At 68.6% G+C, this 24,493-nt stretch carries 24 protein-coding genes; 15 read left to right on the forward strand and 9 right to left on the reverse strand.

The features are described from left to right. The first annotated feature begins 33 nt into the window (after nucleotides 1-33). Nucleotides 34-213, forward strand: a complete 180-nt coding sequence (locus ACZ6IE_RS00940) for an ArsR/SmtB family transcription factor (RefSeq protein WP_464606343.1) — start codon at nucleotides 34-36, stop codon at nucleotides 211-213. A gap of 98 nt (nucleotides 214-311) precedes the next feature. Here ACZ6IE_RS00940 and ACZ6IE_RS00945 read toward each other — a convergent pair whose 3' ends face one another. Both ACZ6IE_RS00945 and ACZ6IE_RS00950 read right to left on the reverse strand, forming a co-directional pair. After that, nucleotides 312-977: an NYN domain-containing protein gene (locus ACZ6IE_RS00945; protein WP_464606345.1), complete on the reverse strand. Its 666-nt coding sequence runs from the start codon at nucleotides 975-977 to the stop codon at nucleotides 312-314. A 37-nt stretch (nucleotides 978-1,014) separates the two neighbouring features. Then, nucleotides 1,015-3,636, reverse strand: a complete 2,622-nt coding sequence (locus ACZ6IE_RS00950; protein WP_464606347.1) for an excinuclease ABC subunit UvrA — start codon at nucleotides 3,634-3,636, stop codon at nucleotides 1,015-1,017. 231 nt (nucleotides 3,637-3,867) lie between these two features. Here ACZ6IE_RS00950 and ACZ6IE_RS00955 point away from each other — a divergent pair, with 231 nt between their 5' ends. Then, nucleotides 3,868-4,131: a GlsB/YeaQ/YmgE family stress response membrane protein gene (locus ACZ6IE_RS00955; RefSeq protein ID WP_077054416.1), complete on the forward strand. Its 264-nt coding sequence runs from the start codon at nucleotides 3,868-3,870 to the stop codon at nucleotides 4,129-4,131. A 113-nt stretch (nucleotides 4,132-4,244) separates the two neighbouring features. Here the strand turns inward: ACZ6IE_RS00955 and ACZ6IE_RS00960 are convergent, their stop codons facing one another. Next, on the reverse strand, nucleotides 4,245-6,311 hold the full coding sequence (locus tag ACZ6IE_RS00960) for an MMPL family transporter (protein ID WP_464606349.1): 2,067 nt from the start codon (nucleotides 6,309-6,311) through the stop codon (nucleotides 4,245-4,247). A 63-nt stretch (nucleotides 6,312-6,374) separates the two neighbouring features. Between ACZ6IE_RS00960 and ACZ6IE_RS00965 the strand changes: the two genes are divergently transcribed. After that, entirely contained in the window at nucleotides 6,375-6,893 is a 519-nt protein-coding gene (locus ACZ6IE_RS00965) for a MarR family winged helix-turn-helix transcriptional regulator (RefSeq protein WP_464606351.1), read from the forward strand. Nucleotides 6,894-6,905: 12 nt separating this feature from the next. Here the strand turns inward: ACZ6IE_RS00965 and ACZ6IE_RS00970 are convergent, their stop codons facing one another. Beyond that, nucleotides 6,906-7,514 carry a hypothetical protein gene (locus ACZ6IE_RS00970; RefSeq protein WP_464606353.1) on the reverse strand — a complete coding sequence of 203 codons (609 nt, stop codon included), beginning with the start codon at nucleotides 7,512-7,514 and terminating at the stop codon, nucleotides 6,906-6,908. 55 nt (nucleotides 7,515-7,569) lie between these two features. Continuing rightward, a complete protein-coding gene (locus ACZ6IE_RS00975) occupies nucleotides 7,570-8,127 on the reverse strand; it encodes a hypothetical protein (RefSeq protein ID WP_464606355.1) in 558 nt (185 codons plus the stop codon). A gap of 67 nt (nucleotides 8,128-8,194) precedes the next feature. Here ACZ6IE_RS00975 and ACZ6IE_RS00980 point away from each other — a divergent pair, with 67 nt between their 5' ends. Then, nucleotides 8,195-8,800: a TetR/AcrR family transcriptional regulator gene (locus tag ACZ6IE_RS00980; protein ID WP_464606357.1), complete on the forward strand. Its 606-nt coding sequence runs from the start codon at nucleotides 8,195-8,197 to the stop codon at nucleotides 8,798-8,800. A gap of 180 nt (nucleotides 8,801-8,980) precedes the next feature. On the opposite strand, the gene ACZ6IE_RS00985 is transcribed toward ACZ6IE_RS00980, so the two are convergent. The 3 genes from ACZ6IE_RS00985 to ACZ6IE_RS00995 all read right to left on the reverse strand — a co-directional run bounded on the left by ACZ6IE_RS00985 (nucleotide 8,981) and on the right by ACZ6IE_RS00995 (nucleotide 12,306). Continuing rightward, nucleotides 8,981-10,240, reverse strand: a complete 1,260-nt coding sequence (locus ACZ6IE_RS00985; protein WP_464606359.1) for an LPXTG cell wall anchor domain-containing protein — start codon at nucleotides 10,238-10,240, stop codon at nucleotides 8,981-8,983. Between the two features lie 276 nt (nucleotides 10,241-10,516). Then, a complete protein-coding gene (locus ACZ6IE_RS00990; RefSeq protein WP_464606361.1) occupies nucleotides 10,517-11,758 on the reverse strand; it encodes an LPXTG cell wall anchor domain-containing protein in 1,242 nt (413 codons plus the stop codon). A gap of 296 nt (nucleotides 11,759-12,054) precedes the next feature. Further along, nucleotides 12,055-12,306, reverse strand: coding sequence for a hypothetical protein (locus ACZ6IE_RS00995; protein WP_077054409.1), 252 nt, complete (start codon nucleotides 12,304-12,306; stop codon nucleotides 12,055-12,057). A gap of 252 nt (nucleotides 12,307-12,558) precedes the next feature. Here ACZ6IE_RS00995 and ACZ6IE_RS01000 point away from each other — a divergent pair, with 252 nt between their 5' ends. The 9 genes from ACZ6IE_RS01000 (at nucleotide 12,559) to ACZ6IE_RS01040 (ending at nucleotide 22,083) form a co-directional block, all read left to right on the forward strand. After that, a complete protein-coding gene (locus tag ACZ6IE_RS01000) occupies nucleotides 12,559-13,590 on the forward strand; it encodes a LacI family DNA-binding transcriptional regulator (protein ID WP_464606363.1) in 1,032 nt (343 codons plus the stop codon). A gap of 100 nt (nucleotides 13,591-13,690) precedes the next feature. Then, complete coding sequence (locus tag ACZ6IE_RS01005; protein ID WP_077054407.1) at nucleotides 13,691-14,983, forward strand: sugar ABC transporter substrate-binding protein; 1,293 nt, start codon at nucleotides 13,691-13,693, stop codon at nucleotides 14,981-14,983. Between the two features lie 73 nt (nucleotides 14,984-15,056). Beyond that, nucleotides 15,057-16,031, forward strand: a complete 975-nt coding sequence (locus tag ACZ6IE_RS01010; RefSeq protein ID WP_464606366.1) for a carbohydrate ABC transporter permease — start codon at nucleotides 15,057-15,059, stop codon at nucleotides 16,029-16,031. A gap of 2 nt (nucleotides 16,032-16,033) precedes the next feature. After that, nucleotides 16,034-17,056, forward strand: coding sequence for a carbohydrate ABC transporter permease (locus ACZ6IE_RS01015; protein WP_464606368.1), 1,023 nt, complete (start codon nucleotides 16,034-16,036; stop codon nucleotides 17,054-17,056). Nucleotides 17,057-17,064: 8 nt separating this feature from the next. Further along, on the forward strand, nucleotides 17,065-18,144 hold the full coding sequence (locus tag ACZ6IE_RS01020; RefSeq protein WP_464606370.1) for a glycosyl hydrolase family 32: 1,080 nt from the start codon (nucleotides 17,065-17,067) through the stop codon (nucleotides 18,142-18,144). Further along, nucleotides 18,141-19,175: a carbohydrate kinase family protein gene (locus tag ACZ6IE_RS01025; RefSeq protein ID WP_464606371.1), complete on the forward strand. Its 1,035-nt coding sequence runs from the start codon at nucleotides 18,141-18,143 to the stop codon at nucleotides 19,173-19,175. The genes ACZ6IE_RS01020 and ACZ6IE_RS01025 overlap by 4 nt, the downstream gene beginning before the upstream one ends. A gap of 125 nt (nucleotides 19,176-19,300) precedes the next feature. Beyond that, on the forward strand, nucleotides 19,301-20,248 hold the full coding sequence (locus tag ACZ6IE_RS01030) for a M23 family metallopeptidase (RefSeq protein WP_464606372.1): 948 nt from the start codon (nucleotides 19,301-19,303) through the stop codon (nucleotides 20,246-20,248). 89 nt (nucleotides 20,249-20,337) lie between these two features. After that, complete coding sequence (locus ACZ6IE_RS01035; RefSeq protein ID WP_464606373.1) at nucleotides 20,338-21,303, forward strand: universal stress protein; 966 nt, start codon at nucleotides 20,338-20,340, stop codon at nucleotides 21,301-21,303. A 12-nt stretch (nucleotides 21,304-21,315) separates the two neighbouring features. Next, nucleotides 21,316-22,083, forward strand: a complete 768-nt coding sequence (locus ACZ6IE_RS01040) for an SGNH/GDSL hydrolase family protein (RefSeq protein ID WP_464606374.1) — start codon at nucleotides 21,316-21,318, stop codon at nucleotides 22,081-22,083. Here the strand turns inward: ACZ6IE_RS01040 and ACZ6IE_RS01045 are convergent. Then, nucleotides 22,080-22,667: a TetR/AcrR family transcriptional regulator gene (locus ACZ6IE_RS01045; RefSeq protein WP_464606375.1), complete on the reverse strand. Its 588-nt coding sequence runs from the start codon at nucleotides 22,665-22,667 to the stop codon at nucleotides 22,080-22,082. The genes ACZ6IE_RS01040 and ACZ6IE_RS01045 overlap by 4 nt on opposite strands. A gap of 154 nt (nucleotides 22,668-22,821) precedes the next feature. On the opposite strand from ACZ6IE_RS01045, the gene ACZ6IE_RS01050 reads away from it, so the two are divergent. Beyond that, on the forward strand, nucleotides 22,822-23,943 hold the full coding sequence (locus tag ACZ6IE_RS01050) for a zinc-binding alcohol dehydrogenase family protein (protein ID WP_464606376.1): 1,122 nt from the start codon (nucleotides 22,822-22,824) through the stop codon (nucleotides 23,941-23,943). A 42-nt stretch (nucleotides 23,944-23,985) separates the two neighbouring features. Continuing rightward, nucleotides 23,986-24,417 carry a MepB family protein gene (locus ACZ6IE_RS01055; protein WP_464606377.1) on the forward strand — a complete coding sequence of 144 codons (432 nt, stop codon included), beginning with the start codon at nucleotides 23,986-23,988 and terminating at the stop codon, nucleotides 24,415-24,417. The last annotated feature ends 76 nt before the right edge of the window (nucleotides 24,418-24,493 follow it).

Below are 24,493 nucleotides of genomic sequence, written 5' to 3' on the forward strand. Positions count from 1 at the left end.
CGCACGCGATCAAAATCGGCGCAAGAAGTCGGCGTGTGTCTCAAGCACATTCAGGCACGGGCCGACGTCTCACAGTCGACGGCATCTCAGTTCATGGCCACACTGCAACGCGCCGGGCTCGTCACCTGCCAGCGCGTCGGCCAGTTCTCGCACTACAGCCGCAACGAAGAAACGATCGCGGCCCTCGGCAAAAAGGTCTCTCTGGCGATTTGAGGGAGGCGCTTTCAGCACGGATCTAGTACGCTCAAGTCACACCCCCGGATACTTCGGTTACCGGTTAGAAGGCCTCGCTCGCGCGGGGCCTTCGGAATTTAACGCCACTTCGCAGGACAGCTGAATGTTCCTACTTCGTCCGTTCTTACGCGCGAGAATTGGGATGCGGCCAGATCCTCCTCGGTAACGTGCGCAATGACGTCGGGCAGAGTTTTGACAAGCTCCTTCGAACTTCGGGATGAAGGCATCGGGAAGATGATCCCTGTTGAGAATCCGAACTCGTGCTTGAGCATGCGAAGCGGGCCTGCCAAGTCGGAGTCGTTCGACAGAATAACGAAAGTACTCGCCTGGGCGGTGAAGGCATCCGCAGTCATCCGGGTGCCAAGATTCACATCGGACCCTTTCTCCTCCAATTTCCGGACAGCGACAGTCCGCCATTTCCTTGTTTCGGGGTCGATCGAAAGAGGATGTAGCGGCATGTTGCGCCGGTCGTTCCGGAATGTTCCGAGATGAACTTCGATGTTCGGGTGCGACCGTAGCGCACGCAGATACATTTGTTGCCGTACGGGCGATTGGGGATCAACGAGCATTCCAGGGCGAAGATGCGCCGTGAAATAGTCCACGTGAATCACGCGGTACTGCGGAAGTAACAGGGTGCCGAGTGCGAAGAGATCCAGCCACTTAAGGTGTGGTCGTGATTCCAGGCAGCGTCGATAGAGGTTGAACCCGTCCACATATATTCGGGCCGTCGGCGCATCATCCATGCCCACAGGTTAGGAATCCGCGGTCCTCCAAGCTGAGTTAATGCTGGGGAAGGCGGGCGCGCAGGTAGGGCGCCGTGCGGCTGTCGGGGGAGGCCGCGACGGTGGCCGGGGTGCCGGTCGCGAGGATGCGGCCGCCCGCGTCGCCGCCCGACGGTCCGAGGTCGATGACCCAGTCGGCCGAGGCGACGACCGACATGTCGTGTTCGACGATGACGACCGTGTTGTCCTGGTCGACGAGCCGGTTCAGTTGCGCGAGCAGCAGCTCGACATCGGCCGGGTGCAGGCCCGTGGTCGGCTCGTCGAGCACGTAGAGGGTGTGGCCGCGGCGGGCGCGCTGCAGCTCGGTGGCCAGTTTGATGCGCTGGGCTTCGCCGCCCGAGAGCTCGGTGGCGGGCTGTCCGAGCCTCAGGTAGCCGAGGCCCACCTGGCGCAGGGTGTCGAGCGCGCGCGCAGCCGAAGGGACCTCGCGCCAGAAGGCGGCGGCGTCGTCGACCGTCATGGCCAAGACATCCGCGATGGATGCCCCGGCGTACGTCACCTCGAGGGTTTCGGCGTTGTAGCGCGCGCCGTGGCAGGTGGGGCAGGGCGCATAGCTGCCCGGCAGGAACAGCAGCTCGACCGACACGAAACCCTCGCCGAGGCAGGTCTCGCAGCGGCCGCCGTCGACGTTGAACGAGAAGCGGCCGGCGGTGTAGCCGCGGGCGCGCGCCTCGTCGGTGGCCGCGAACACCGAGCGCACGGTGTCGAAGAGGCCCGTGTACGTGGCGAGGTTGGAGCGCGGCGTGCGGCCGATGGGGCGCTGGTCGACGCGCACCAGGCGGTCGACGGCCTCGAGACCCGTGATGCGGTCGACCGTCGTCGTGGCGGGGGCGGTGCCGGTGGCCGCTTCGGCGGCCGCGGCATCCGCATCGGGCTCACCGTCGGCGGCGGAGCGAGAGGCGCCGTCGGCATCGGCCTCGGCCGTGAGGTCGGTGAAGGATGCGAGCTCGCCTCCGTGCTTCAGTCCGACCCGCACGGCGTCGGCCAGCACGCGGCTGACGAGCGTTGACTTGCCCGAACCGGAGACGCCTGTGACGGCCGTGAGCACGCCCAGCGGGAAGTCGGCGTCGAGGCCGCGCAGGTTGTGGCGCGAGACGCCGCGCAGCCCGAGCCACGATCGGGGTTCGCGGGGCTGACGGGCGTCGTCGCCCGTCGACCGCTCGCCGAGCAGATACGGCCGCGTCACCGACTCCGCAACCTCCGCGAGCCCCTCGACGGGCCCGCTATAGAGCACGTCGCCGCCACCGGCACCGGCGGCCGGGCCCACGTCGACGAGCCAATCGGCCTGGCGCACGACATCCATATTGTGTTCGACCACGAAGACCGTGTTGCCGGATGCCTTGAGCTGCGAGAGCACGTCGAGCAGGGGTTCGGCGTCGGCGGGGTGCAGGCCGGCGGACGGCTCGTCGAGCACGTAGACCACGCCGAACAGGCCCGACCGCAGCTGCGTGGCGATGCGCAGCCGCTGCATTTCGCCGGGGGAGAGCGTGGTGGTCACACGACCGAGGCTCAGATATCCGAGACCCAGACCGATGAGCACGTCGGCGCGCGTGACGAGGTCGGCGGCGATGCGCACGGCCACCTCGGTGGTCTCGCCCGAGGAGGCGTTCGACACGGCCGTCGTGGTTTCGGCCAGCTGGGCGGTGGGGCGCAGGGCGTCGGCGAGGCCGGCGAGCGGCAGGGCGTTGAGCTCGGCGATGGTGTGGCCCGCGAAGGTCACGTCGAGCGCGGCGCGGGTGAGGCCCGTTCCGCCGCACAGGTCGCACGGCCCCGACTCGACGAAGCGCTGGGCTCGCTTGCGCGCCATCTCGCTGCCCGAGTCGGCGAGCGTGTGCATGACGTAGGCCTTGGCGCTCCAGAACTTGCCTTTATAGGGCTTGGCCACGCGGTCGCGCTGCGGCATGACCTCGACCACGGGCTGCTCGTCGGTGAACAGCAGCCAGTCGCGGTCCTTGCGCGGCAGTGTGTTCCAGGGGGCGTCGATGTCGTAGCCGAGCTTGGCGGTGACGTCGCGCAGGTTCTTGCCCTGCCAGGCGCCTGGCCAGGCGGCGATGGCGCCGTCGCGGATGCTGAGCGTGGCGTCGTGCACGGCCGACCGCTCGGTCACGGTGTGCGCGATGCCGAGCCCGTGGCAGCGGGGGCACGCGCCGGCCGCGGTGTTGGGCGAAAACGAGTCGGACTCGAGTCGAGTCGCACCCTCGGGGTAGGTTCCGGCGCGCGAATAGAGCATGCGCATCGAGTTGGACAGGGTGGTGAGTGTGCCCACGGTCGAGCGCGAGCTCGGGGCGCCGCGCCTCTGTTGCAGCGCCACGGCGGGCGGCAGGCCCGTGATCTCGTCGACGTGCGGGGTGTTGCCCTGCGCGATCAGGCGGCGCGCATAAGGGGCCACCGACTCGAGAAATCGCCTCTGCGCCTCGGCGAAGATGGTGCCGAAGGCGAGCGACGACTTGCCCGAACCCGAGACGCCCGTGAAGGCCACGATGCTGTCGCGCGGCACATCGACGTCCACGTTGCGCAGGTTGTTCTCGCGCGCCCCGCGCACCCGCACGAAGCCTCCCGCGGTGGGGTCGGCCGGGTCCTTGGGGATGTCGTGCGGCTGGGTTTCTCGGCGGGAAGACACCTGCTCCACCCTAGGCGCTGCACGTGAGCGGGGCTCGGGCCTTGCGCTCGAGCATCCCGGCGCTATTACCACGGCGACGCCCGCTCGTCACCGGTGAATCAGGAATTCGCGGCAAATGCAAGGGGTCCGCCCCGGCTTGCCCTTTCGGTGAACCGGGTCCAGCATCGTAACCGACGAGTCATGCGCCAGACCCCGGCGCGCACTCGCTAAACCGTTTAGAAGGGACACATCATGGGATTCTTCGGTTTCCTTATTCTCGGCCTCGCAGCCGGTGCCATCGCAAAGCTCATCCTCCCCGGCAAACAGGGCGGCGGATGGCTCATCACCCTGCTTCTCGGAGTCGTCGGCGCACTGCTCGGCGGTTGGCTCGGTGGCCTCCTGTTCAACGCACCCCTCGAGGACTTCTTCTCGATCCAGACGTGGCTCCTCGCCATCGCCGGCTCGATCATCGTCCTCCTCATCTACGGCCTGATCGTCGGACGCCGCAAGGCCTAACGATCGGTTGTTCCTGACCGCCCCTTCGGCGGCTTGTGCACGGGAAACGCCCGCTCAACCTCAACGGTTGGCGGGCGTTTCCTCGTTAACCGGCGCCGGCTGTTGTTTCCCGGCTAGCGGTCGGATGTCTCGACGGCTCGCACCTTCGACGGCCACCAGAAGCGATCCCCCGTCAGGAACACGAGCGCGGGCACGAGGATGGTGCGCACGAGCAACGTGTCGAGCAGCACGCCGATGCACACGATCACGCCGATCTGCGTAAGTGCGACGACGGGCAGCACACCGAGCACGGCGAACACGGCCGCGAGCAGGATTCCGGCGCTCGTGATGACCGCGCCGGTCGACGCCAGGGCCCGGATCATGCCCTCGCGCGTGCCGTGCAGCATCCGCTCTTCTCGAGCCCTCGTGGTGAGGAAGATGTTGTAATCGACGCCCAGCGCCACGAGGAACAGGAACGCGAACAGCACGACGTTGGTGTCGAACGCGGGAAAACCGAGCAGGTTCTGGAACAGCAGGTTCGAGGCGCCCAGGCTGGCGAAGAACGTGGCGAGCACGCTCAGCAGCAACAGAATGGGGGCCACGAGCGAGCGCAGCAGCACGGCCAGAATGACGAAGACGATCACCAGGATGAGCGGGATGATGAGGTTCTGGTCACGTTCCGAGACGGTGCGCTCGTCGAGCGCCGTCGCATCCGTGCCGCCCACGATCGTCTCCGAGACCTCGCCCGATGCGTCCGCGTAGTTCGCGCGCAGGGCCGTGACGGTGTCGAAGGCCTCGTCGCTGTCGGGCGCGGCCGTGAGCGACACCGAGAGCTGCGCCAGGCCGTTGGCCGTTTCGCCGGGGCGCACGCTGTCCACGCCATCCGTGTCTTCCGCGATCTGGGATGCCTCGGCCACGGCGTCTTCGGGGGCGAGCACGATGGTCTGCCCGGTCAGTCCCGCCGAGAACGAGTCGTCGACGATCTTCTGCGCCGTCACCGACTCGGGTTCGCCGAGCAACTGTTCGGTCTGCGACAGGCCGACGCTCGCGCCGACAAGGCCGACCGAGAGGGCGCCGAGGCCCAGCACCGACACCACGAGAATCGTGACGGGTTTGCGCGAGACGCCACGCCCGAGTTTGGTCCACAGGCTCGTCTTGGTCGCGGCGTGCTCGCCGACGTGGCGCGGGATGAACGGCCAGAACAGCCCGCGGCCGCACACTACGAGCGCCGCGGGCAGCACGATCAGGGCGAACAGCACGGCGATCACGACACCGATGGCGCACGCAAAGCCGAGTGCGCGGTTGCCGCTGAGTTCGGCGAACAGCAGGGTGATGAGGCTGAGCGCCACGGTTCCGCCCGAGGCGGCGATGGCGGGGCCCGCGCTCGTCACGGCCGTAAACATGGCGGCCGAGCGATCCTCCTGTTTCAGCAGCTCCTCGCGATAGCGGGCCACGAGCAGCAGGGCGTAGTTGGTGCCCGCGCCGAAGACGAGCACCGACAGGATGCCCGAGATCGACGCGTCGACGGTCACCCCGAACGACTCGGCCGCGGCCTTCGCCACCTTGCCGGCCAGGCCGTCGGCGAGACCCACGACGGCGAGCGGAACGATCCAGAGCACGGGGCTGCGGTAGGTGACGATGAGCAGCACGGCCACCACGATGACGGTCACGAGCAGCAGGCGCACATCGGCCCCCGCGAACGCGTTGCTGATGTCGGCCTGAAAACCGACGCCGCCCGTCAGATAGCTGTCGAGCCCGTCGGGCAGGTCTTCGGATGCCGTGGCGCGCAGTGCGTCGGCCGTGCCCGCGAGGTCGTCCTCGGCCGTGGCCTTGTCGAGCGGCACGACGACGAGTGCGGCCTCCCCGTCGTCGCTGAACTGCGGGCGCACGGCCTCAGGTGCGGTCGAATCGCTGGCCAGGGCGGTCGCGCGCTGCTGGATGGCGGCGCGATCGTCGTCGGTCAGTGAGCCGCCCTCACGGTTCCACACGAGAATCGCGGCGGTCTGTTCGGCCGAGGGGAAGTCTTCGAGCGCCGCGGCGACCTGCGCGCTCTGCGTGCTGTCGGGCAGACCGGATGCGGGGTAGGCATCGGTTTCGGGCGTGGGGAGGAACGCGAAAAGCAGCCCCACGGCCACGACCGTGGCACCCAAAACCGCCCACGCGGTGCGCTTCCCGCTGATGAACCGCCACAGAGCCCGCATGATTTTCCTCCAGGAACTTAATAATTAAGCAACTTAACGACCTACTGCATTAGCATGACGTTCATGGAAGACGAGCGCAAGTCGGAGGGACCGCGTCGGGTGCAGACCGCGGGGCACGAGCATCCGACCGCCGGCGCCATCGGCAATCAGTTGCGCTCGATCGGCGCGTTGTCGAAGGCTTTCGAGCAGCACCTCGGGCGCACGCTGGCCGTCAACGACACCGACCTCGAGGCCATGGAGCACCTGATTCTGTCGGGCCCCATGACGCCCAGTGAGCTCGCGCCGAAGCTCGGCATTTCAAATGCGGCCACGACGTTCTCGGTCGACCGGCTCGTGGCCTCGGGTCACGCGCGCCGCGAACCCCACCCCACCGACCGGCGCAAAACCGTGATCGTGCCGTCGCCGCCGTCGGTGGCCCGCGCCTTCGATGCGCTCATGCCCGTGCTCAACGGCGTCGCGGATGCTGCGGCCGACCTTCCCGCCGAGCACCGCGACATCGTGGGCGCGTTCCTCGCCTCGGTCATCGACGTCTACGAGGGCGCGCTCGAAGACGGCGCCGCCGAGGCTGCCGCGCAGGGGTAGTCGGGGCCGGCTCTAGAGCGCCGAGGCGGCGCTGGCCAGCAGGCTGTAGAGAACGTTGCCGATGGCGCCGAGCAGGAAGGTTGCTCCGATTCCGAGCCCGAGCGCGGCGAAGGTCTTGGATGCCCCCGGCCGGTTGAGCGCGGCGAGTCCCAGAACGACCGCCAGCACGCCGAGGATGAAGGAGAGAACGGTTCGTGCCAGTGCGATCACGCTGAGCATGGCGAAGGCCTGCGTGCCGATGAAACCCGCCTGCACAAGCTGGAAGACGAGGCCGACGGCGATGCCGGCAATGCCCGCGAAGAACGCGTAGAGGCCGAGCTGGTTCGGCGCCCCGCCGTCGTCGAAGAGTCTGCTGCGCTTGCGCGGCGCGGGCGTCGAGGCCGGGTAGGCGCCCTGCTGCCCCGAGGGGTAACCCTGTTGCCCCGACTGGTAGCCCTGCTGGGCGTTCGGCTGGTGACCGGGGTAGCCGGGTTGGGTGCTCGAGGGGTAGCCCTGCTGGCCGCCGGGCTGCTGGCCCTGCTGGGGGTAGTCGCCCTGTCCGAAACCGCCGTCGTTGCGGGCATTCCCGGGCTCGTTGCCATCGTTGTTTGTGGACGGCGGGCCGTACGGACTGTCGCTCATGCTGATTCCCCTCGTGGTGGCATCCGCTCGTCGGCGCCACCCCTATTCTGGCGCGTCAGCGTTGCGCGGCACCAGCCGGTTGCGTCGCCGTCGACTTCTTCGGCCACAGGGTGTAGCTGACGGCCCAGACCGTGTCGATTCCGAGCACGATGAGCAGGATGCCGAACCAGTTCTGCAGCTCGGCCGTGCGCGTGGCGTCGCCCACCCACCACGTGAGGCCGAGCAGGATGCCCGCGGCGATCGCGACCCCGAGCAGGGTGCGCGCGACATCCCCCCAGCATTTGCGCGTGTAGGCCCAGCCGGTGAGCGGCGCCGGGATGCTGCCGCCCGCGAACCGTTTGGCGAAACGCGCGTCGGCCCAGGCGATGAGGCGGTGACCGTAGGCGACCGAGAACCCGATGTAGACGGCGGCGAGGCCGTGCTCCCAGGATGCATTCGCGCCGCTCTTGAGGTGCAGGCCCGTGGCGATGAGCAAGACCAGGTCGATGACGGGCGCGAGCGCGAGCAGGACGACGCCCAGGCGCGGAGCCTTGAGCAGGTAGCGGGCCGCAAGTCCGGCGCCGATCGCCACCCAGAAGCCGATCTCGCACGCCACGATGATGCCGAGGATCATGCACCCCTCCTTGTTTACACGGTCGTACTAACAAAGCGATGCTAGCACGACTGTATAAACTCGGACCATGCCCAAGTTGATCGACCATGACGCCCGCGAGATCGAGGTCGCCGAAGCCGCCTGGCGCGTACTGCTGCGCGACGGCATCACCAAGATCTCGGTGCGCAACGTCGCCGCCGAGGCGGGCTTGGCCACGGGTTCGCTGCGCCGGTCATTCCCCACGCAGGACTCGTTGCTCATCTTCTCGCTGCAGCTGGTGCAACGCCGGGCCCGTGACCGCATCCTCGCGCTCGAGCCCGGCCCCACGCCGCGCGCCACGGCCGAGGCCTGCCTCATGCAGCTGCTGCCCCTCGACGCCGACCGCCGCGTCGAGATGGAGGTCTACCACGCCATGGGTTCCCTGGCCTTGACCTCCTCGGCCCTCCGCCCCGCCTACGACCAGATCTTGACCGACACGCGTGCCGCCTGCCGGGTCTTCCTCGAGCGCCTGCTGCGGGCGGGCGATCTGGATGCCGCCAGCCTCGACCTCGACCGCGAATCCGCCGCCCTGCACGCCCTCGTCGACGGCCTCGCCCTCCACCTCCTCGCCGCCGACCCGCACGACGACGGCACGGATGCCGCGCGCATCCTCTCGGACTACCTCGACCGTCTCCCGGGCTCGACCCACGCCTGATCGTCCGGATTTCCTGTCGCGCCGAGGCGGCGCGATCGCCGAACAGTCTCAGCGATCGGGTCGGGGCCGGGGCTCGCACGTCCGAGGATTCCTCTTGCGTCCGGGCGCAACACAGCCCCGCGCAGTTTGGGGTTGCGCGGGGCTGTGAGCGGTGGCTCAGGTGAGCCGTCTGGGGGAGGGTTATTCGGCGCTGGCCGTCATGCGACGGCGGGCGAACAACAGTGCGCCGCCACCGAGGACGAGCAGGGCGCCCATGCCGGCGATGATTCCGGCGTCGGAGCCGGTCTCGGGCAGGGTGCCGTTGCCGGCGGGGGAGGTGCCGGGCAGGGCGACGGGTGCGGGCAGCACGGCGGCGACGCTGAAGTCGACCGTGGCTGACACTTCGGAGATGCCGATGAAGGTCGGGGTGTTCAAGACCTGCATGGCACCCACCCGGTAGGCGCCGATCTCGAGGGGCAGCACGACGGTCCAGTTACCGTTCTCGTCGACGATGATCGGGTCTTCGGGGTTGCTCGGCTCGGGCTCGGCGGCCAGAGCCTGCACGCGGGCACCGGCCGCGGGATCGGTGTTGCCCAATGCGCCCTCGATCAGTGCGAGCTGTTCGGCGACGTACTGGTCGAAGTAGCTCGGCGTGGCAACGAACACGGCGACGTTGGCACCGGGACGACCGGTTCCCGAAATCGTGACGTTCTGTGCACGAACAACGTCACCGGCGGTGGGAGACGTCACGACCGGAGCGTCTGTCACGCCCACGATGGGGGCTCCGGTGGCAATGAAGGTCGATGGGACAGCCCAGTCCGACGTCGCCGTCACGGCGCCAGAGGCGTCGACGGTATAAGCGAACCCGCCGACCTTGATGTCTCCGCGCATCGGCGACGGGAAGGTGTAACTCCAGCGCCCATCCACGATGGGGACGGCGTCTTCGTCGTTGTCGAGGTACTCCGCGATAGTGGCCGGGTCACTTTTCGCAACCTCGTCGTATAGCTCGGGGGCAGACATCAGGATGAAGATGAAGTCACCTTCGGCGGCCGTGCCCGTGATGGTGACGGAGTCACCGGGAACGCTCGAACCGTCGGCGGGCGAGGCGACAACGGGCAGCGCGAGCGTCTGGGGAATCGCTGCCAGAGGGGCGACGGCACTCTCGGGGGCACCGGGTGTGGGTGCTGCGAGAGGCGTGGTGATCGGTGCGGGGGTCGGTGTCTCGGCGACGGGCTCCTGAGAGGGCTCCGTCGTGGGTTCGACCGTGGGGGCGGGCGTGCTCGTCGGCTCCGCCGTCGGGCTGTCGGTCGCAGGCGCGGTGGGCGCGGCTGTCTCGCTGGTTGCGGGCGCATCGGGCGTTCCGACGGCGTGAGCCGGTGCGATGGTCAGCAGTGCGCCGCCGAGGCCGATGGACAGGGCGGCCGGAACGGCCAGCACCTTCTGCCAGGTCTTGTTCTTCACGTTTTTCCCCCTACTCGACGCGACATCGGCGTCAAGGACATGACGAATCCGTCGACCATGATGGTGGGCGCGTTCGCGTGTGATTTCGATGGGGCGCTTCACCGCGCCCACCCTGAACCTAGCGCACGGTTTGTTTCGGAAGTGAGTGAATATTTGCTTCTCAGATAACGATTTGGAACGCCCGCTCGCGGTGCGCCCGGGCGCAACACAGCCCCGCGCAGTTTGGGGTTGCGCGGGGCTGTGAGCGGTGGCTCAGGTGAGCCGTCTGGGGGAGGGTTATTCGGCGCTGGCCGTCATGCGACGGCGGGCGAACAACAGTGCGCCGCCACCGAGGACGAGCAGGGCGCCCATGCCGGCGATGATTCCGGCGTCGGAGCCGGTCTCGGGCAGGGTGCCGTTGCCGGCGGGGGAGGTGCCGGGCAAGGCGACGGGTGCGGGCAGCACGGCGGCGACGCTGAAGTCGACCGTTGCCGACAGCTCGGACAGGCCGAGGGCGGTGTCGTCGTTAGCGGCCTGAACGGCACCGACGCGGTAGGCGCCGATCTCGAGGGGCAGCACGACGGTCCAGTTGCCGGCGGCGTCGACGATGATCGGGTCTTCGGGGTTGCTCGGCTCGGGCTCGGCGGCCAGGGCCTGCACGCGGGCGCCGGCAGCGGGGGCTGCGGCGGGGTCCTCGAGCAGCGCGAGCTGTTCGGCGACGTACTGGTCGAAGTAGCTCGGCGTGGCGACGAACACGGCGACGTTGGCGCCGGGCTTGCCGGTTCCCGAGATCGTGACGTTCTTGGCGCGGACGACCTCACCGGCGGTGGGGGCGGTGACGACCGGGGCGGCCGGGGCGGCGACGGAGACCGTGACGTCGACACCGGCGGTGAAGGTGGAGGCACCCGTGAGCTTGCCATCGGCGCTCACGGTGTACTCGGCGGCACCGGCGGTGTAGGTGCCGGACTCGAGAACGCGCGAGGTGGCGCTCCAGGTTCCGTCAGCGGCGACGAGCACGCCACCCAGGGTCGGGTCGACCGGGGCGGGAGCGGCCGCGCGAGCGGTCGGAGGAGTGTTCTGGCCGGTCAGGGCGTCGTACTCGTCGGGCTCGGCGACCAGGGGCAGGATGTAGTTGCCGGGGGTTCCGGTGCCGGTGAGCGTGACGGCCGGGCCCTGCAGCTGGGCGCCGGCGGTCGGGGTCTTCACGACGGGCGTGGGCAGGATGACGAGGACGGGCTCGTCAGCGGCCGGGTCCTCGGCGCCATCACCGGGCGCGGGCGTCTCGGTGGGAGCGGGCGTCTCGGTGGGCGCGGCGGACTCGACGGGAGCCGGCGTCTCGGTCGGAGCCGAGGTCTCGGCGGGTGCCGGGGTCTCGGTCACGGCGGGCGTGGGCACGTCGGTCGGAGCGACCTCTGCGGTGTTCGAGGTGCCGTCGATCACGACGGCGTGGGCGGGCGCGACGGCGAGCAGGGCGCCGCCGAGGCCGATCGAGAGCGTGGCCGGAACGGCCAGCACTTTCTGCCAAGTGTTTTTCTTCACGAAGGTCCCCCTAGACGACGCCTCTTCGGCGCCGAAGACATGACGAACCCGTCGGCCGGATGCGGTCGGCGGGAAACGTGTGGTGATTGCAAGGAGCGCGACACCGCGCCCACTCAAGAACCTAGCGCATGGTTTGTTTCTTAAGCGAGAAATATTTGGCGTCTAATCTCGACTTTTTCGGCCCGGCCCAAAATGCCCCCCGCATGGGGGGCGTGCCGGGTGGCAGCGTTCGCGCAAGAAAAACCCCGCCCTGTCGAAACAGGTCGGGGTGGGGTGGCGCCGGGAAGTGCAGGGCGTCAGGACGCGGCGAGGACGACCGCGCGGATGGCGACGAGCAGCGAGCGGTGCTGCGAGATCTCTTCGGCCCAGGGATAGACGAGGCCGGAGAGGGCGACGAACACAGGGCCCTCGACATCCACGAAACCGACCGTTTCGCCGTCCTTGGCGATCGAGTAGCGGGTGGAGGACACCAGCGAGACGACGACATCGTCTCCACCGAGTGAGGGGTGCGCCGGCAGGGCGAACGTCTCTTCAATGGCCAAACTCATGTGCTTTTCTCCCATCACTTCGGTGTTCTGGTCTGCTGTTCTTCGAATGTATTTGACGGGAGCCGAGTGACCTATTCGAGGGGTGGGGCTTGCCATCGATGCATGTGCACGCTACGCATCTGTGCCACATGCACATCCGCAAACGCTTGCAGTCAGGCATCCATCGCGAGGGATTTTCCTTGACACGGACAAAAACGTTTATGTAGAGTCACCTCCGACGGAACAAAAACGTTTTGGGAGAGAAGTTCAACGATGAGCAAACGAGTGGGAATCAGAGACGTCGCGGCAGCCGCGGGCGTTTCCCTGACCACCGTCTCCCATGCCCTGAGCGGAGCCGGACAGCTGAGCGATGCCACCCGCGAGCGAGTGCGCTCCGTGGCCGCCGACCTCAACTATGCGCCCAACCGGCTCGCGAGCGGTCTGCGCAGCAAGCGCTCCCAGATCATCGGCTTCGTGAGCGACGAAATTTCGACCACACCGTATGCCGGACGCGTGCTGCTCGGGGCCCAAGAGGCCGCCGCGAAGAACGACTGGGTGCTCATGATCGTGAACACGAGCGCCGACCCGCGCTTCGAGGGCCGCAGCATAGAAGCCCTGCTGCAGCACCGCGTCGACGGCATCATCTATGCCCGCATGTACCACCAGACCGTCGCGGTGCCCGAGGCTCTGGCCGGCGTGCCCACCGTCTTGCTCGATGCATCCACCGGCAACGACCACATCTCGAGCGTCGTGCCCGACGAAGAGGGCGCGGCCCGCACGGCCGTCGAGCACCTCATCGCCGCCGGGCACCGGCGCATCGGCTACCTGTCGAACGTCGACGACATCCCCGCCACGCGCGGCCGCCTCGACGGCTACCGCGCGACACTCCGGGCGCACGGCATCGAGGTCGACGAGACGCTCATCACCGCGAGTGATTCGACCACCGCGTCGGCGCGTGCCGCCGCGGCCCTCCTGCTCGACCGAAGCGACCGGCCCACAGCGCTGTTCTGCTTCAACGACCGCATCGCCATGGGCGCCTACCAGGCCGCCCAGACGAGAGGTCTGCGCATTCCGGACGATCTCTCGATCGTCAGCATCGACAACTTCGAGATCCTCGCCGACGCGATGCTCCCCGGGCTCGACTCGGTCGCCCTGCCGCACTACGAGATGGGGCAGTGGGCCATCGAACGCCTCGCGCTCGAACTCCAGGCCGACGGCGACGACGACGAAGCGCCCGCCCCCCAACAGATCCGCATGCATTGCCCGCTCGTCACGCGGCAGTCGGTCGGCCCGCCGCCGCACTAGGCGACGACGGACCGCCAGACCCCTCGACCGCTGCAACGGTCGCGGTGATCGGCGCTGCGCCGACGAGCATCCCACCCCAACGATGAAGAAGGAAACAAGAATGCGACACGCAAAGAAGCGCCTGATCGTAGCGAGTGTACTCGCCGCCAGTCTCGTGGCATCGCTCGCCGGCTGCGCGAGTGCCGGCACGGGCACCGACGGCAAGAACGGCGAACTCACGCTGTGGACCCACAACGGCGGCAACACCGAAGAACTAGCTGCCGTGCAGGCCGTGGTCGACAAGTACAACGCCAGCCAGGACAAGACGACCGTCAAGGTGCAAGCCTTCCCGCAGTCCTCCTACAACGACTCGGTCGTGGCGGCCGCCGCGTCGGGCAAGCTGCCGTGCATCGTCGACATCGACGGCCCCAACGTGCCGAACTGGGCGTGGGCGAAATACCTGACGCCCCTCGACCTGAGCGTCGACCTCGACGAGAACCTGCCCAGCACGCTCGGAAAGTGGAACGGCGACACCTACTCGGTCGGCTACTACGACGTGGCCCTGGCCCTGTTCGCCCGCACGTCGGTGCTCGAGAAGGCCGGCATCCGCGTGGCCACCATCGACGAACCCTGGACGAAGGACGAATTCGACGCCGCCCTCAAGGCCCTGAAAGCCGACGGCACGTGGGACAAACCGCTCGACCTCGGCACGGCCGACGTGGGCGAGTGGTACCCCTACGCCTACTCGCCCCTGCTGCAGTCCTTCGGCGGCGACCTCATCAACCGCGACGACATGCAGAGCGCCGACGGTGCGCTCAACGGCAAGAAGGCCGTCGAATGGGCCGAATGGATGCAGAGCCTCGTGACCGACGGCTATGTGGCCCCGAAGAGCGGCGCCGACGCGGCCCTCGACCTCGAGAACAACGTGAGCGCCATCATGCTCGGCGGCAGCTGGGCCGCGGGCAAGCTGTCCACCGCCCTCGGCGACGACCTCTCGGTCTTGCCGCTGCCCGACCTGGGCGAGGGCGTGAAGATCGGCGGCGGTTCGTGGCAGTGGGGCGTGACCTCCGGCTGCGCCGACCCCGAGGCCGCGATGGACTACCTGTCCTTCTCCCTGTCGCCCGAGAACATCGCCGACGTCGCCAAGGCCACGGCCACCATCCCCGCAACGGATGCCGCCGCGGCCCTCGTGCCCGGATTCGAGGAGGGCGGCGACCTGGCCCTGTTCCGCGAATTCTCGAAGCAGTTCGCCGAGCTGCGGCCCGAAACCCCCGCCTACCCGTTCATCTCGAGCGAGTTCACGAAGGCCACGCAGGACATCCTGAACGGCGGCGACCCGCAGGCCACGCTCGACAAGGCGGTCAAGGCCATCGACGGCAACATCAAGTCCAACGGCGGCTACACGCAGAAATAGCCGTGGGCGTGGATGCGGCGGCCACCGCGAGTGCCGGGGCCGCCGCATCCCACCCCCGACGGGAGGAACACCCATGACCACCCTCGAACGATCGGCCCGCGCGGACGCCCGCACGGCCACCCGGGCCGCCAAGGCCACCCGCCCCTCCCGCCCCCCGCGGCAGCCTCTCTCGCGGTCGGGCAAGAAAGAGCAGCGCACCGGCTGGGCCATGCTCGCCCCCGCCGTGATTCTGCTCGGCCTCTTCATCCTGATCCCCGCCGTGCTGGCCTTCGTGCTGGCCTTCACCAACGCGCGGCTCATCTCGCCCTACCCCGCCACTTTCGTGGGGCTCGACAACTTCGCACGCCTCTTCACCGACCCCACGTTCTTCCGCGCGTTGCTCAACGTGGCCTACTTCGCCGTGATCGTCGTGCCCGTGCAGGCGGGTGTGGCGCTCGTGCTCGCGCTGCTGATCAACAAGCAGGTTCGCGGCACCACGTTCTTCCGCACCGTCTACTTCCTGCCCGTCGTCACCTCGATGGTGGTCGTGTCGCTGCTGTGGCTGTTCATGTACCGCCAGGACGGCCTCATCAACGTGCTCATCGACCGCGTCACGTTCGGCCTGGTGCAGGGGCCCGACTGGTTGAACGACCCGTCGACGTCGATGCCCGCCATCATCCTCATGTCGGTGTGGCAGGGCGTGGGGTTCCACATGGTCATCTGGCTCTCGGGCCTGCAGACCATTCCCGCCGACCTCTATGAGGCCGCCGACCTCGATGGTGCCGCTGGCTGGCAGCGCTTCCGCTACATCACGTGGCCGGGGCTCTCGGCCACGCGCAGCCTCATCCTCGTGACCATCACCATCCAGGCGCTCAGCCTGTTCACGCAGATCAGCGTCATGACGCAGGGCGGGCCGCTCGATTCCACCACGACGGTCGTCTACGAGGCCGTGCAGTCCGGCTTCGTGCAGCAGGAGACCGGCTATGCGTCGGCGATCTCGCTCGTGTTCTTCGTGCTCGTGCTGCTCATCTCGTTCGTTCAACGGTTCCTCACCAGAGAGAAGAACTGATCATGGCTCTCACACAACTTCCGGATGCCGCGGCGTCATCGCCCGAGCAACCCGCCGTCGTCACGGTGGCGGGTTCCGGCCGGCGCGGCAGCCGCTCCCGTCGAGGCGGCACGACCGGCGGGGGACGGGCCGACGGCCTCTCGTCGCGCTGGTCGGGTCGCCGACGCGCGGGCCTCGGCGGGTGGCTGCTGCGGCTCGCCCTCGCGGTGGTCTTCGCCTTCCCGCTGCTCTTCATGTTCGTGTCGTCGCTCAAACCCGATCAGCAGATCTTCGGCGACCTGTCCTCGGTCGCGGCGTTCCTGCCGATTGGCAACATCTCGTTCGACAACTACGCGGCCGTGTTCGATCGCGTTCCGGCGGCACGGTTTTTGATCAACTCGATCGGCATCTCGGCCATCACGGTGTTGCTCGGCATCCTCGTCAACAGCCTGGCCGCGTTCGCCCTGTCGCGCATGAGCATGCGGGGCAAATCGATCATCCTCACGCTCATCATCGCCACGCTCATCGTGCCGTTCGAGACGCTCGCCCTGCCGCTCGTGTGGTGGGTCAACCAGCTGCCCTCGCTCACGCTCGACGGGTTCAGCCTGGGCTTCAGCAAGGGATGGATCGACACCTATCAGGTGCAGATCATCCCCTTCATCGCCAACGCGTTCTCGATCTACCTCTTCCACCAGTACTTCGAGTCGATCCCGAAGGAGCTCGACGAGGCCGCGCGCATGGACGGGGCCGGATGGTTCCGCATCTACCGCCAGGTCGTCATACCGTTGTCGGGTCCCGCCGTCGCGACCGTCGCCATCCTCACCTTCCTGCCCGCGTGGAACTCCTATCTGTGGCCACTCATGGTGGTGCAGACCGAGGAGCTGCGGCCCGTGATGGTCGGCGTGCAGTACTTCTTCCAGCTGAACGTGTCGTGGGGCGAGGTGATGGCGTATGCGTCGCTCATCACGCTGCCCGTCGTGGCCCTGTTCATCGCGTTCCAACGTTCGTTCGTCAACAGCATCGCGTCCAGCGGTGTGAAAGGTTAGGCCCCCCGATGACTCTGCAGCTTCCCGACAAGTGGATCTGGGACTCCTGGTACGTGCAGGAGGGCGGCGTGACGCACGCGTTCTATCTGCACGCGAGCAAAGCGCTGGGTGATCCCGATCGTCGGCACCGGCATCCGATCGTCGGCCATGCCGTGAGCCACGATCTGACCACCTGGACCGTGGTCGAGGATGCGCTCATCGTGTCGGAACCCGGCGCGTTCGACGACGGAACCACCTGGACCGGTTCGTTAGTGCGCGACGACGACGGCCTGTGGTGGATGTTCTACACGGGCACGTCTCGCGCCGAGGACACCATGGTGCAGCGCGTCGGCGCCGCGACCTCGCCCGACCTGATGACGTGGTCGAAGGTGTCGAGCGCACCGCTCGTCGAGGCCGACCCGCGCTGGTACGAACTGCTCGACCGCTCGCTCTGGCACGACCAGGCGTGGCGCGACCCGTGGGTGTTCCGTTTCCCGGGCGAGGCCACGTGGCACATGCTCGTCACGGCGCGCGCCAACCACGGCGATGCGCGGGTGCGGGGTGTGCTCGGCCACGCCACGAGCGAGAACCTCGTCGACTGGGCCGTGCAGCCGCCGCTGAGTGAGCCGGGGCAGGGGTTCGGGCAGCTGGAGGTGTTCCAGTTCGAGATCGTCGACGGCGTGCCCGTGCTGCTGTTCTGCTGCGGCTGGGACGAGCTGTCGCCCGAGCGGCAGGCCGCCGGTGAGGCGGGCGGCGTCTACAGCGTCGTCGTCGACGAGCGGCTCGCCGAGGTCGACTTCTCGCGGGCGCAGCTGTTCGAACGCACCGACCTGTATGCCTCGCGCCTCGTGCGCGCCGCAGATGGCGGGTGGGCGCTGCTCGGGTTCGTGAACATGGTCGACGGCGAGTTCGTGGGGGCGCTGAGCGACCCCGTGCTGGTGACGGCGGATCCCGTGCGCGGGTTGGTGCCGCGGGTTGCGGCCGGGGCCGAGGTCAAGGTCGAGCGCGAGGCGTCGGATGCCCGCGAGTCGGATGTCCGCGAGTCGGATGCCCGAGACCGGGATGATGTCGACGACGACGCCGACCTGTCGGTGAGCGCCGCGCGATGAGCGAAGTGGCGTCGCCGGACGGGGTATCGGCGTCGGCATCGTCGGTGCAGCATGTCGCGGACCGGGGCCCGGACTTGCCGGCGTCGCCCGGGCAGCCGCGCATCGTCGTCGTGGGTGAGGCCCTGATCGATCGGGTGCTTCGCGCGAACGGCGAGACCGAGGACGCCCCCGGAGGCAGCCCGGCCAACGTGGCGCTGACGCTCGGGCGGTGGGCGCGGCATCCCGAGCTCGTCACGATGCTGGGCGCGGATGCGGCGGGCGACACCGTGCGCGCCTGGCTCGCCCAGTCGGGGGTCGCCGTCGTGTCGTCGGTGGAAGGGCCCGGCGAGTCTGTCGTGACCTCGGTCGCCACGGCTCGCCTCGACGCGTCGGGAGCCGCCAGCTATGAGTTCGACCTGCGCTGGCAGCTCGACCGGCGGTCGGTCGGCCGCAGCGACATTCTGCACGTGGGGTCGGTGGGCGCGTTCCTGCTCCCCGGTGCCGAGGATGTCTCAGCTCTCGTCGCCGAGCGCTCGCCGCAGTCGCTCATCACGTTCGACCCGAACATCCGCCCGGCCTTGATCGCCGACGCGGATGCCGACGCCGTGCGTGCCCGCGTCGACGACCTCATCCGGGCCGCCGACGTCGTCAAGCTCAGCGACGAAGACCTCGAGTGGCTGCGGCCCGGAGCGAACCCCCTCGACGCCGCCCGCGGCTGGCAGCGCTCGGGCCCCGCGCTCGTCGTCGTCACGCGCGGCGCCTCGGGGGCCACGGCCGTCACATCGCGCGGCGACCTCGCGGTGGCGTCGGAACGCACGGCCGTCGTCGACACGATCGGCGCCGGCGACACCTTCATGGCGGGCCTCGTCGAGGGCCTCGTGCGTGCCGACCTCGCAACCGCCTCGGCCCGCCCCCGCCTGCACGACATCTCTCTCGCGACGGTCGACCGGATGCTGCGCCTCAGCGCCCGCGCCGCCGCCATCACCGTCTCGCGCCGCGGTGCCAACCCGCCGTGGCTGCACGAACTGGGCGGCACGTCGCCCGTCGCCTGATGCAGTTGCGCCGGAGCCGGAGCCGGAGCCGGCCGCATCCATCGTGCGGTGCCCCCGCTCTCATCGGCAATCTCGTGCGCTTCGGGGAAGATTCGCCCAAGCGGGCGCGCGCCACCCTAGAATGGGTGACTTCGGAACTTTTGCCCCGGAAGGTCACCGTGCGTTCACGCTCCACCCGTTCGACGTCGTCGCGTTCTTCGCGCACCGCCGTGCAGAAAGCCGACGCTACGCGGGCCATCAACCGGGAGCCGTGGCGCACGCCGCAGAGCCGCCGTTTCTGGCAGAGCTTTCGCCGCTCGGCGATCCTGCTGCTGGCCGTTCCCGGTCTGATCGGAACGCTGGCCCTGCCGGCCTTCGCCTTCACCGAGTCGAACCTGCCGCCTGCCAGCAACTTCTCGCAGCTCGAGGCCCAGAGCCTCAACGTGAATGAGAAGGCCCTGCCGATTCTCGTCAACCGCGACACCTACTCGGCGACTACGACGGCCGAGCTCACGGCGTCTCGTGCCGCCGCGGCCGCCGCCGCCAAGAAGGCCTCCGATGAGGCCGCGCGTCTCGCCGCCCAGGCCGCCGCCGGCACCGCCGCCCGCGCGTTCGACCCCAACCGTTCGTCCTCGGCGTCGACCGACGCCGACCTCAGCGGATACCTCGACACTGTGTCGACGGTGTGGCAGCGCCCCGTGGCCGGCCCGATCTCGTCGCCCTACGGCCCCCGCGGTCTCATCTGCAACGGTGCCGGCTGCTCGAACAGCTTCCACGACGGCATGGACTTCAGCGCCGACTGCGGCACCCCCATCAAGGCCGTCTCGGCCGGCCGTGTCACCTTCACGGGCAGCGGCGGTTCTTACGGCCAGCGCGTCATCGTCGACCACGGCGGCGGAGTCGAAACCATTTACGGTCACGTGCAGACCGGCTCGTTCAAGGTTGCCGTCGGCGACCTCATCGAGGGCGGCACGATTGTGGCGCTCGTCGGCGCGACCGGCGTCGTCAGCGGCTGCCACCTCGACCTCAAGGTGCAGCTCGACGGCAAGTTCACCAACCCGCAGACCTACCTCGAGGCGCGCGGCGCGCTCTAGCCCGCCACCCGGCCTAGACGCCCGCGTCGCGTAGTGCCAGCATGGGCCGTAGGGCCCGACGGCTCGTACACCTCGACAAAGGAGTTCCGGTGGATACGAACGCGCACGCACGAATCGTTGTCGGACACGACGGATCGGCGGGGGCCGGTCATGCTCTCGAGGTGTCGATCTCGTTGGCCGAGCGGCTGAAATCGTCGCTCGACATCGTCCGCACGTGGAGCCTCGACACGCACCTGCCCGCGGTCACGCAGATCCTCGGACGCTCACAGAGTGATGAGGATGTCTCGGCCACGGTGCGTCGCGACCTCGAGTCCGACACGGCCCGCGTGCGTGACCAGCATCCCGCCGTGCCCGTCGAGCTCGAGGTGCACCGGGGTTCGCCGGCCGAGGTGCTGGTCGAGAATTCGGACGGGGCGCGCCTTCTCGTCGTGGGGGCGCGGGGCCACGGCGGGTTCCGGGGGCTCACGCTCGGGTCGGTGACGATCCACCTGTTGCAGCGGTCGCGCGGGCCCGTGCTCATCGTTCCCTCGCCCGAACACGCGGCCAAGACGGCCGCGGATGTCTTGCACGACGTTCCCGCGGGCGCCGAAGCTGAGGCATCCTCACGCCCCGCGCCCGCCGGATCGATCGTGGTCGGGCATGACGGCTCGCCCGAGGCCGACCGCGCGCTGCTCGAAGCGCTCTCGCTCGCCGACGACCTGGCGGTGCCCCTGACGGTGGTGCGCGCGTGGAACATCGAGACGGCGCCGCGCGGTTCGGTGTGGGGCGAGGGTGGGGTCTCTCCGCACCACGAGATCTCGCGGGCGGTGTGCGAGGTGCTCGGAACGCAGGTCGCGCCGCACGCCGCATCCCACCCGTCGGTGCCGATCGAGTATCGAGCGATGCTCGGTCACCCGGCCGAGGTTTTGACGCGCCTCTCGCGAGAAGCGCTCATGTTGGTGGTCGGGCGGCACGGGCGAGGTCGGCTCGCGGGCCTCGTCGTCGGATCGGTCAGCGCCCAGAGCGTGCACCGCGCCACGTGCCCCACCCTGGTGGTGCCGCACCACGAGAAGTGATGGACTGGGGTCATGGACTTTCGCAGTTTCGTGGCCGTGGGCGACAGCTTTACCGAGGGCGTCGGCGACGAACTGCCCGACGGACGCGTGCGCGGCTGGGCCGACCTGGTGGCGCAAGGCCTCGCCCTCTCGGCGGCCCCCGAAACCGTCACCTATGCCAACCTCGCGATCCGCGGCCGCCTGCTGGCGCCGATCGTCGGGCCCCAGATGGATGCCGCGATCGAGTTGCGGCCTCAGCTGATCAGCATCAACGGCGGCGGCAACGACATCATGCGGCCGAAGGTGTCGATCGACGACGTGGCGTCGCAGCTCGTGGCGGCGGCCGATCGGGCGGTGGCTGAAGGCATCCATGTGCTCGTGATCAGCGGTGCCAACCCGACGAGACACCTGCCGATGGGCGCACGCATCGAGGCGCGGGGCGACCTGCTGGCCGAGGCGGTGCGGGCGCAATTGCCGCGCGAGGGCATGACGTTCGTCGACAACTGGGCGGATGCCGAACTCGCCGACCTGCGCTACTGGTCGCGAGATCGGCTGCACCTGGCCCCGCGTGGGCACCGACGGGTGGCCTCGAATATTCTGGCGGCGCTCGACGCGCCGGCCCCCGAATTCGGACCTGACCATGAGGAGGTCTCGCGCCCGGCTACGGCGGCATATTGGCGGGAGTATGTGCTGCCCTGGATCGGGCGCCGGCTGACCGGGCGGTCGTCGGGGGACAACCGGGAGCCGAAGTTCGCCACGTTGCAGCCGGTTGAGCTGCCGGGCGCGGTGGCGAACGGTTAAGAGGAGCGGGCCGGGGGAGCGGCCGCGAAGGTCGCCTGGGTGAGGGCTAGGTGCTCTTGCATGAGGTCGAGCAGCGTGCGCGAGCCGCCGAGGTCGAGCCAGCGGTCGAGCGAGACGTTGAAGACGACGGCGGCCATGCGACCCACGAGACTCGAGGTCACCTCATCGACTCCGCGGGCGAGGAAACCTTGCTCGATCGCCTCGGCCAACACCTCTTGTTTGCGCAGTTCGCGCTCGCGCAGCCCCGCATCCGATCGGATGACGGCCCGCCGCGCGATCAAGAAGTCGAGCAGCCCGTCGAAGCGGGTGGCGGCCACCGTCTCGAGGCTGTGTGCGAGCGTGTCGTAGGGGCCGAGCTCGGCGGGAGCCTCAGCCATGAGCTGTGCGATGAACGGGGGCAATCCGGCCTCGGCCGCGAAGAGAACCTCGCGTTTATCGGCGAAGTGGCGGAAGAAGGTGCGCGTGGTGAGCCCTGCCTCGGCCGTGATCTCGGGAACCGTCGTCTCGGCGAACCCCTGCCGCGCGAACAGCTCGAGGGCCGCGCGCTCCAAGCGCCCGCGCGCATCCGGCTGCCATCGACTCATGCATGCAAGTGTAGGTGATGACATCGGGTGTCATGAAGTGTTACAGTCATGACACGGGATGTCATCACGGCATCCGACCCTTTTACGCAGCACGCACCGGGCGCTCGATCACCGGCCCGCCGCTGCCCCGACGTCGTTCCACAGAGGACATCGCATGCCCACCAACCAGGCCGCCTGGCTTCCGCCGAAACATGCTCGCCTCAGCGTCGGGCCCGCCCCTTACACGCGCCCCGAGGCCGACGAGATCGTGGTCGAGAACCGGGCCGTGGCCATCAACCCCCTCGACTGGATTCTGCAAGAGGTCGGCACGATCATCTACCCGTGGGTGAAGTATCCGGCGGTCATCGGCACCGATGTCGCGGGCGTCGTCGTCGAGGTCGGCTCGGCTGTCACGCGCTTCGCCGTCGGTGACCGGGTGCTCGGCATGACGGTCGGCACCGATAAGGACAGCAACTCGTCGGCGCGCGGAGCCTTCCAGCGCTACAGCGTGGTCTTCGAGCGCCTGGCCTCGCCCATCCCCGACGACCTGCCCTTCGAGAACGCCGCCGTCCTCCCGCTCGGCCTCTCGACCGCCGCGTGCGCTCTTTTTGAGGCCGACCAGTTGGCCCTCGACTACCCGACTGTCGCTCCGACCGGGTCCGCGAGCAAAGGGACGGTCCTCGTCTGGGGTGCGTCGACGAGCGTCGGCAGCAACGCCGTGCAGCTCGCGGTCGCAGCCGGCTATGACGTCGTCGCCACGGCATCCCCGCGCAACTTCGACTACGTGCGCTCGCTCGGCGCCTCGCAGGTTTTCGACTACTCGAGCGCCTCGGTGGTCGGCGACATCGTGGCAGCCCTGCGCGGCACAACCTTCATGGGCGCGGCAGCGATCGGCGCCGGCTCCTCCGAACGCTGCTCCGACATCGTCCGCCGGGTCGACGGCCGCAAACGCATCGCCCTGCTCAGCACGCCGGTCTCCTTCAACAACGTCGTCGAGCCCGGCCGCCGCAAACGACTTCCCCTCACATTCATGCGCATCGGGATGTCGCAAGCGGCCTACTTCGCCAAGGCGGGCGTTCGCGGCATCCGCTCGAAGTTCGTCATCGGCAGCTCGCTCAAGAACACCCCCGTCAGTACGGCCATCTACGCCGACTTCCTGCCCCAAGCCCTGGCCGCGAAAACCTTCACGGTCGCCCCCGAACCCCTCGTCATCGGTCACGGCCTCGACCAGGTGCAGGCCGCCTTCGACGCCAACCGCCGCGGCGTCTCGGCCCGCAAGGCGGTCGTCACCCTCTAATCAGGCGGTGGCTTGTCGCCCCGTCTGGGATACGTTGGCCGGATGCAGTTCAGCGCTTTCAACGCCTACGCGGCCGAGTTCGCGGTCGTAGCCTCCGTCGCCCCCGAAACGCAGAACAGCGAGTATGAGTCAGGTATCGCGCGCATCGGCGACGAGGCCTGGCACATCCGAACCGCGCGCAACACTCCCACGAAGCCGGGCGCATTCGTAGCCTTCTGGCGGCGCGACGCCGACGGCGACACGGCGCCCTTCGGCGACGACGACCCGGCGGCGGGCCTCCTCGTCTTCGTCGAGCAACAGGACCGCCGAGGCGTCTTCCGCTTCACCGCCTCGCATCTCGCCGAACTCGGAATCACCTCAGGCCGCCGGGTGGGTAAACGCGGTTTCCGCGTCTACCCGAGCTGGTGCGCGTCCCTGAACCAGCAGGCTGCACGCACGCAACGAGCCCAGGCATCCGCCTTCCAGCAGTATTGAGTTCTTGCGCGCGTCGGCCGCTGACCGGCGGCTGTTGCGGCCCAATGCGGTCCCCGCGGTTGCCACGCTCTAGCTG

This window comes from Okibacterium sp. AC114, assembly GCF_979253355.1.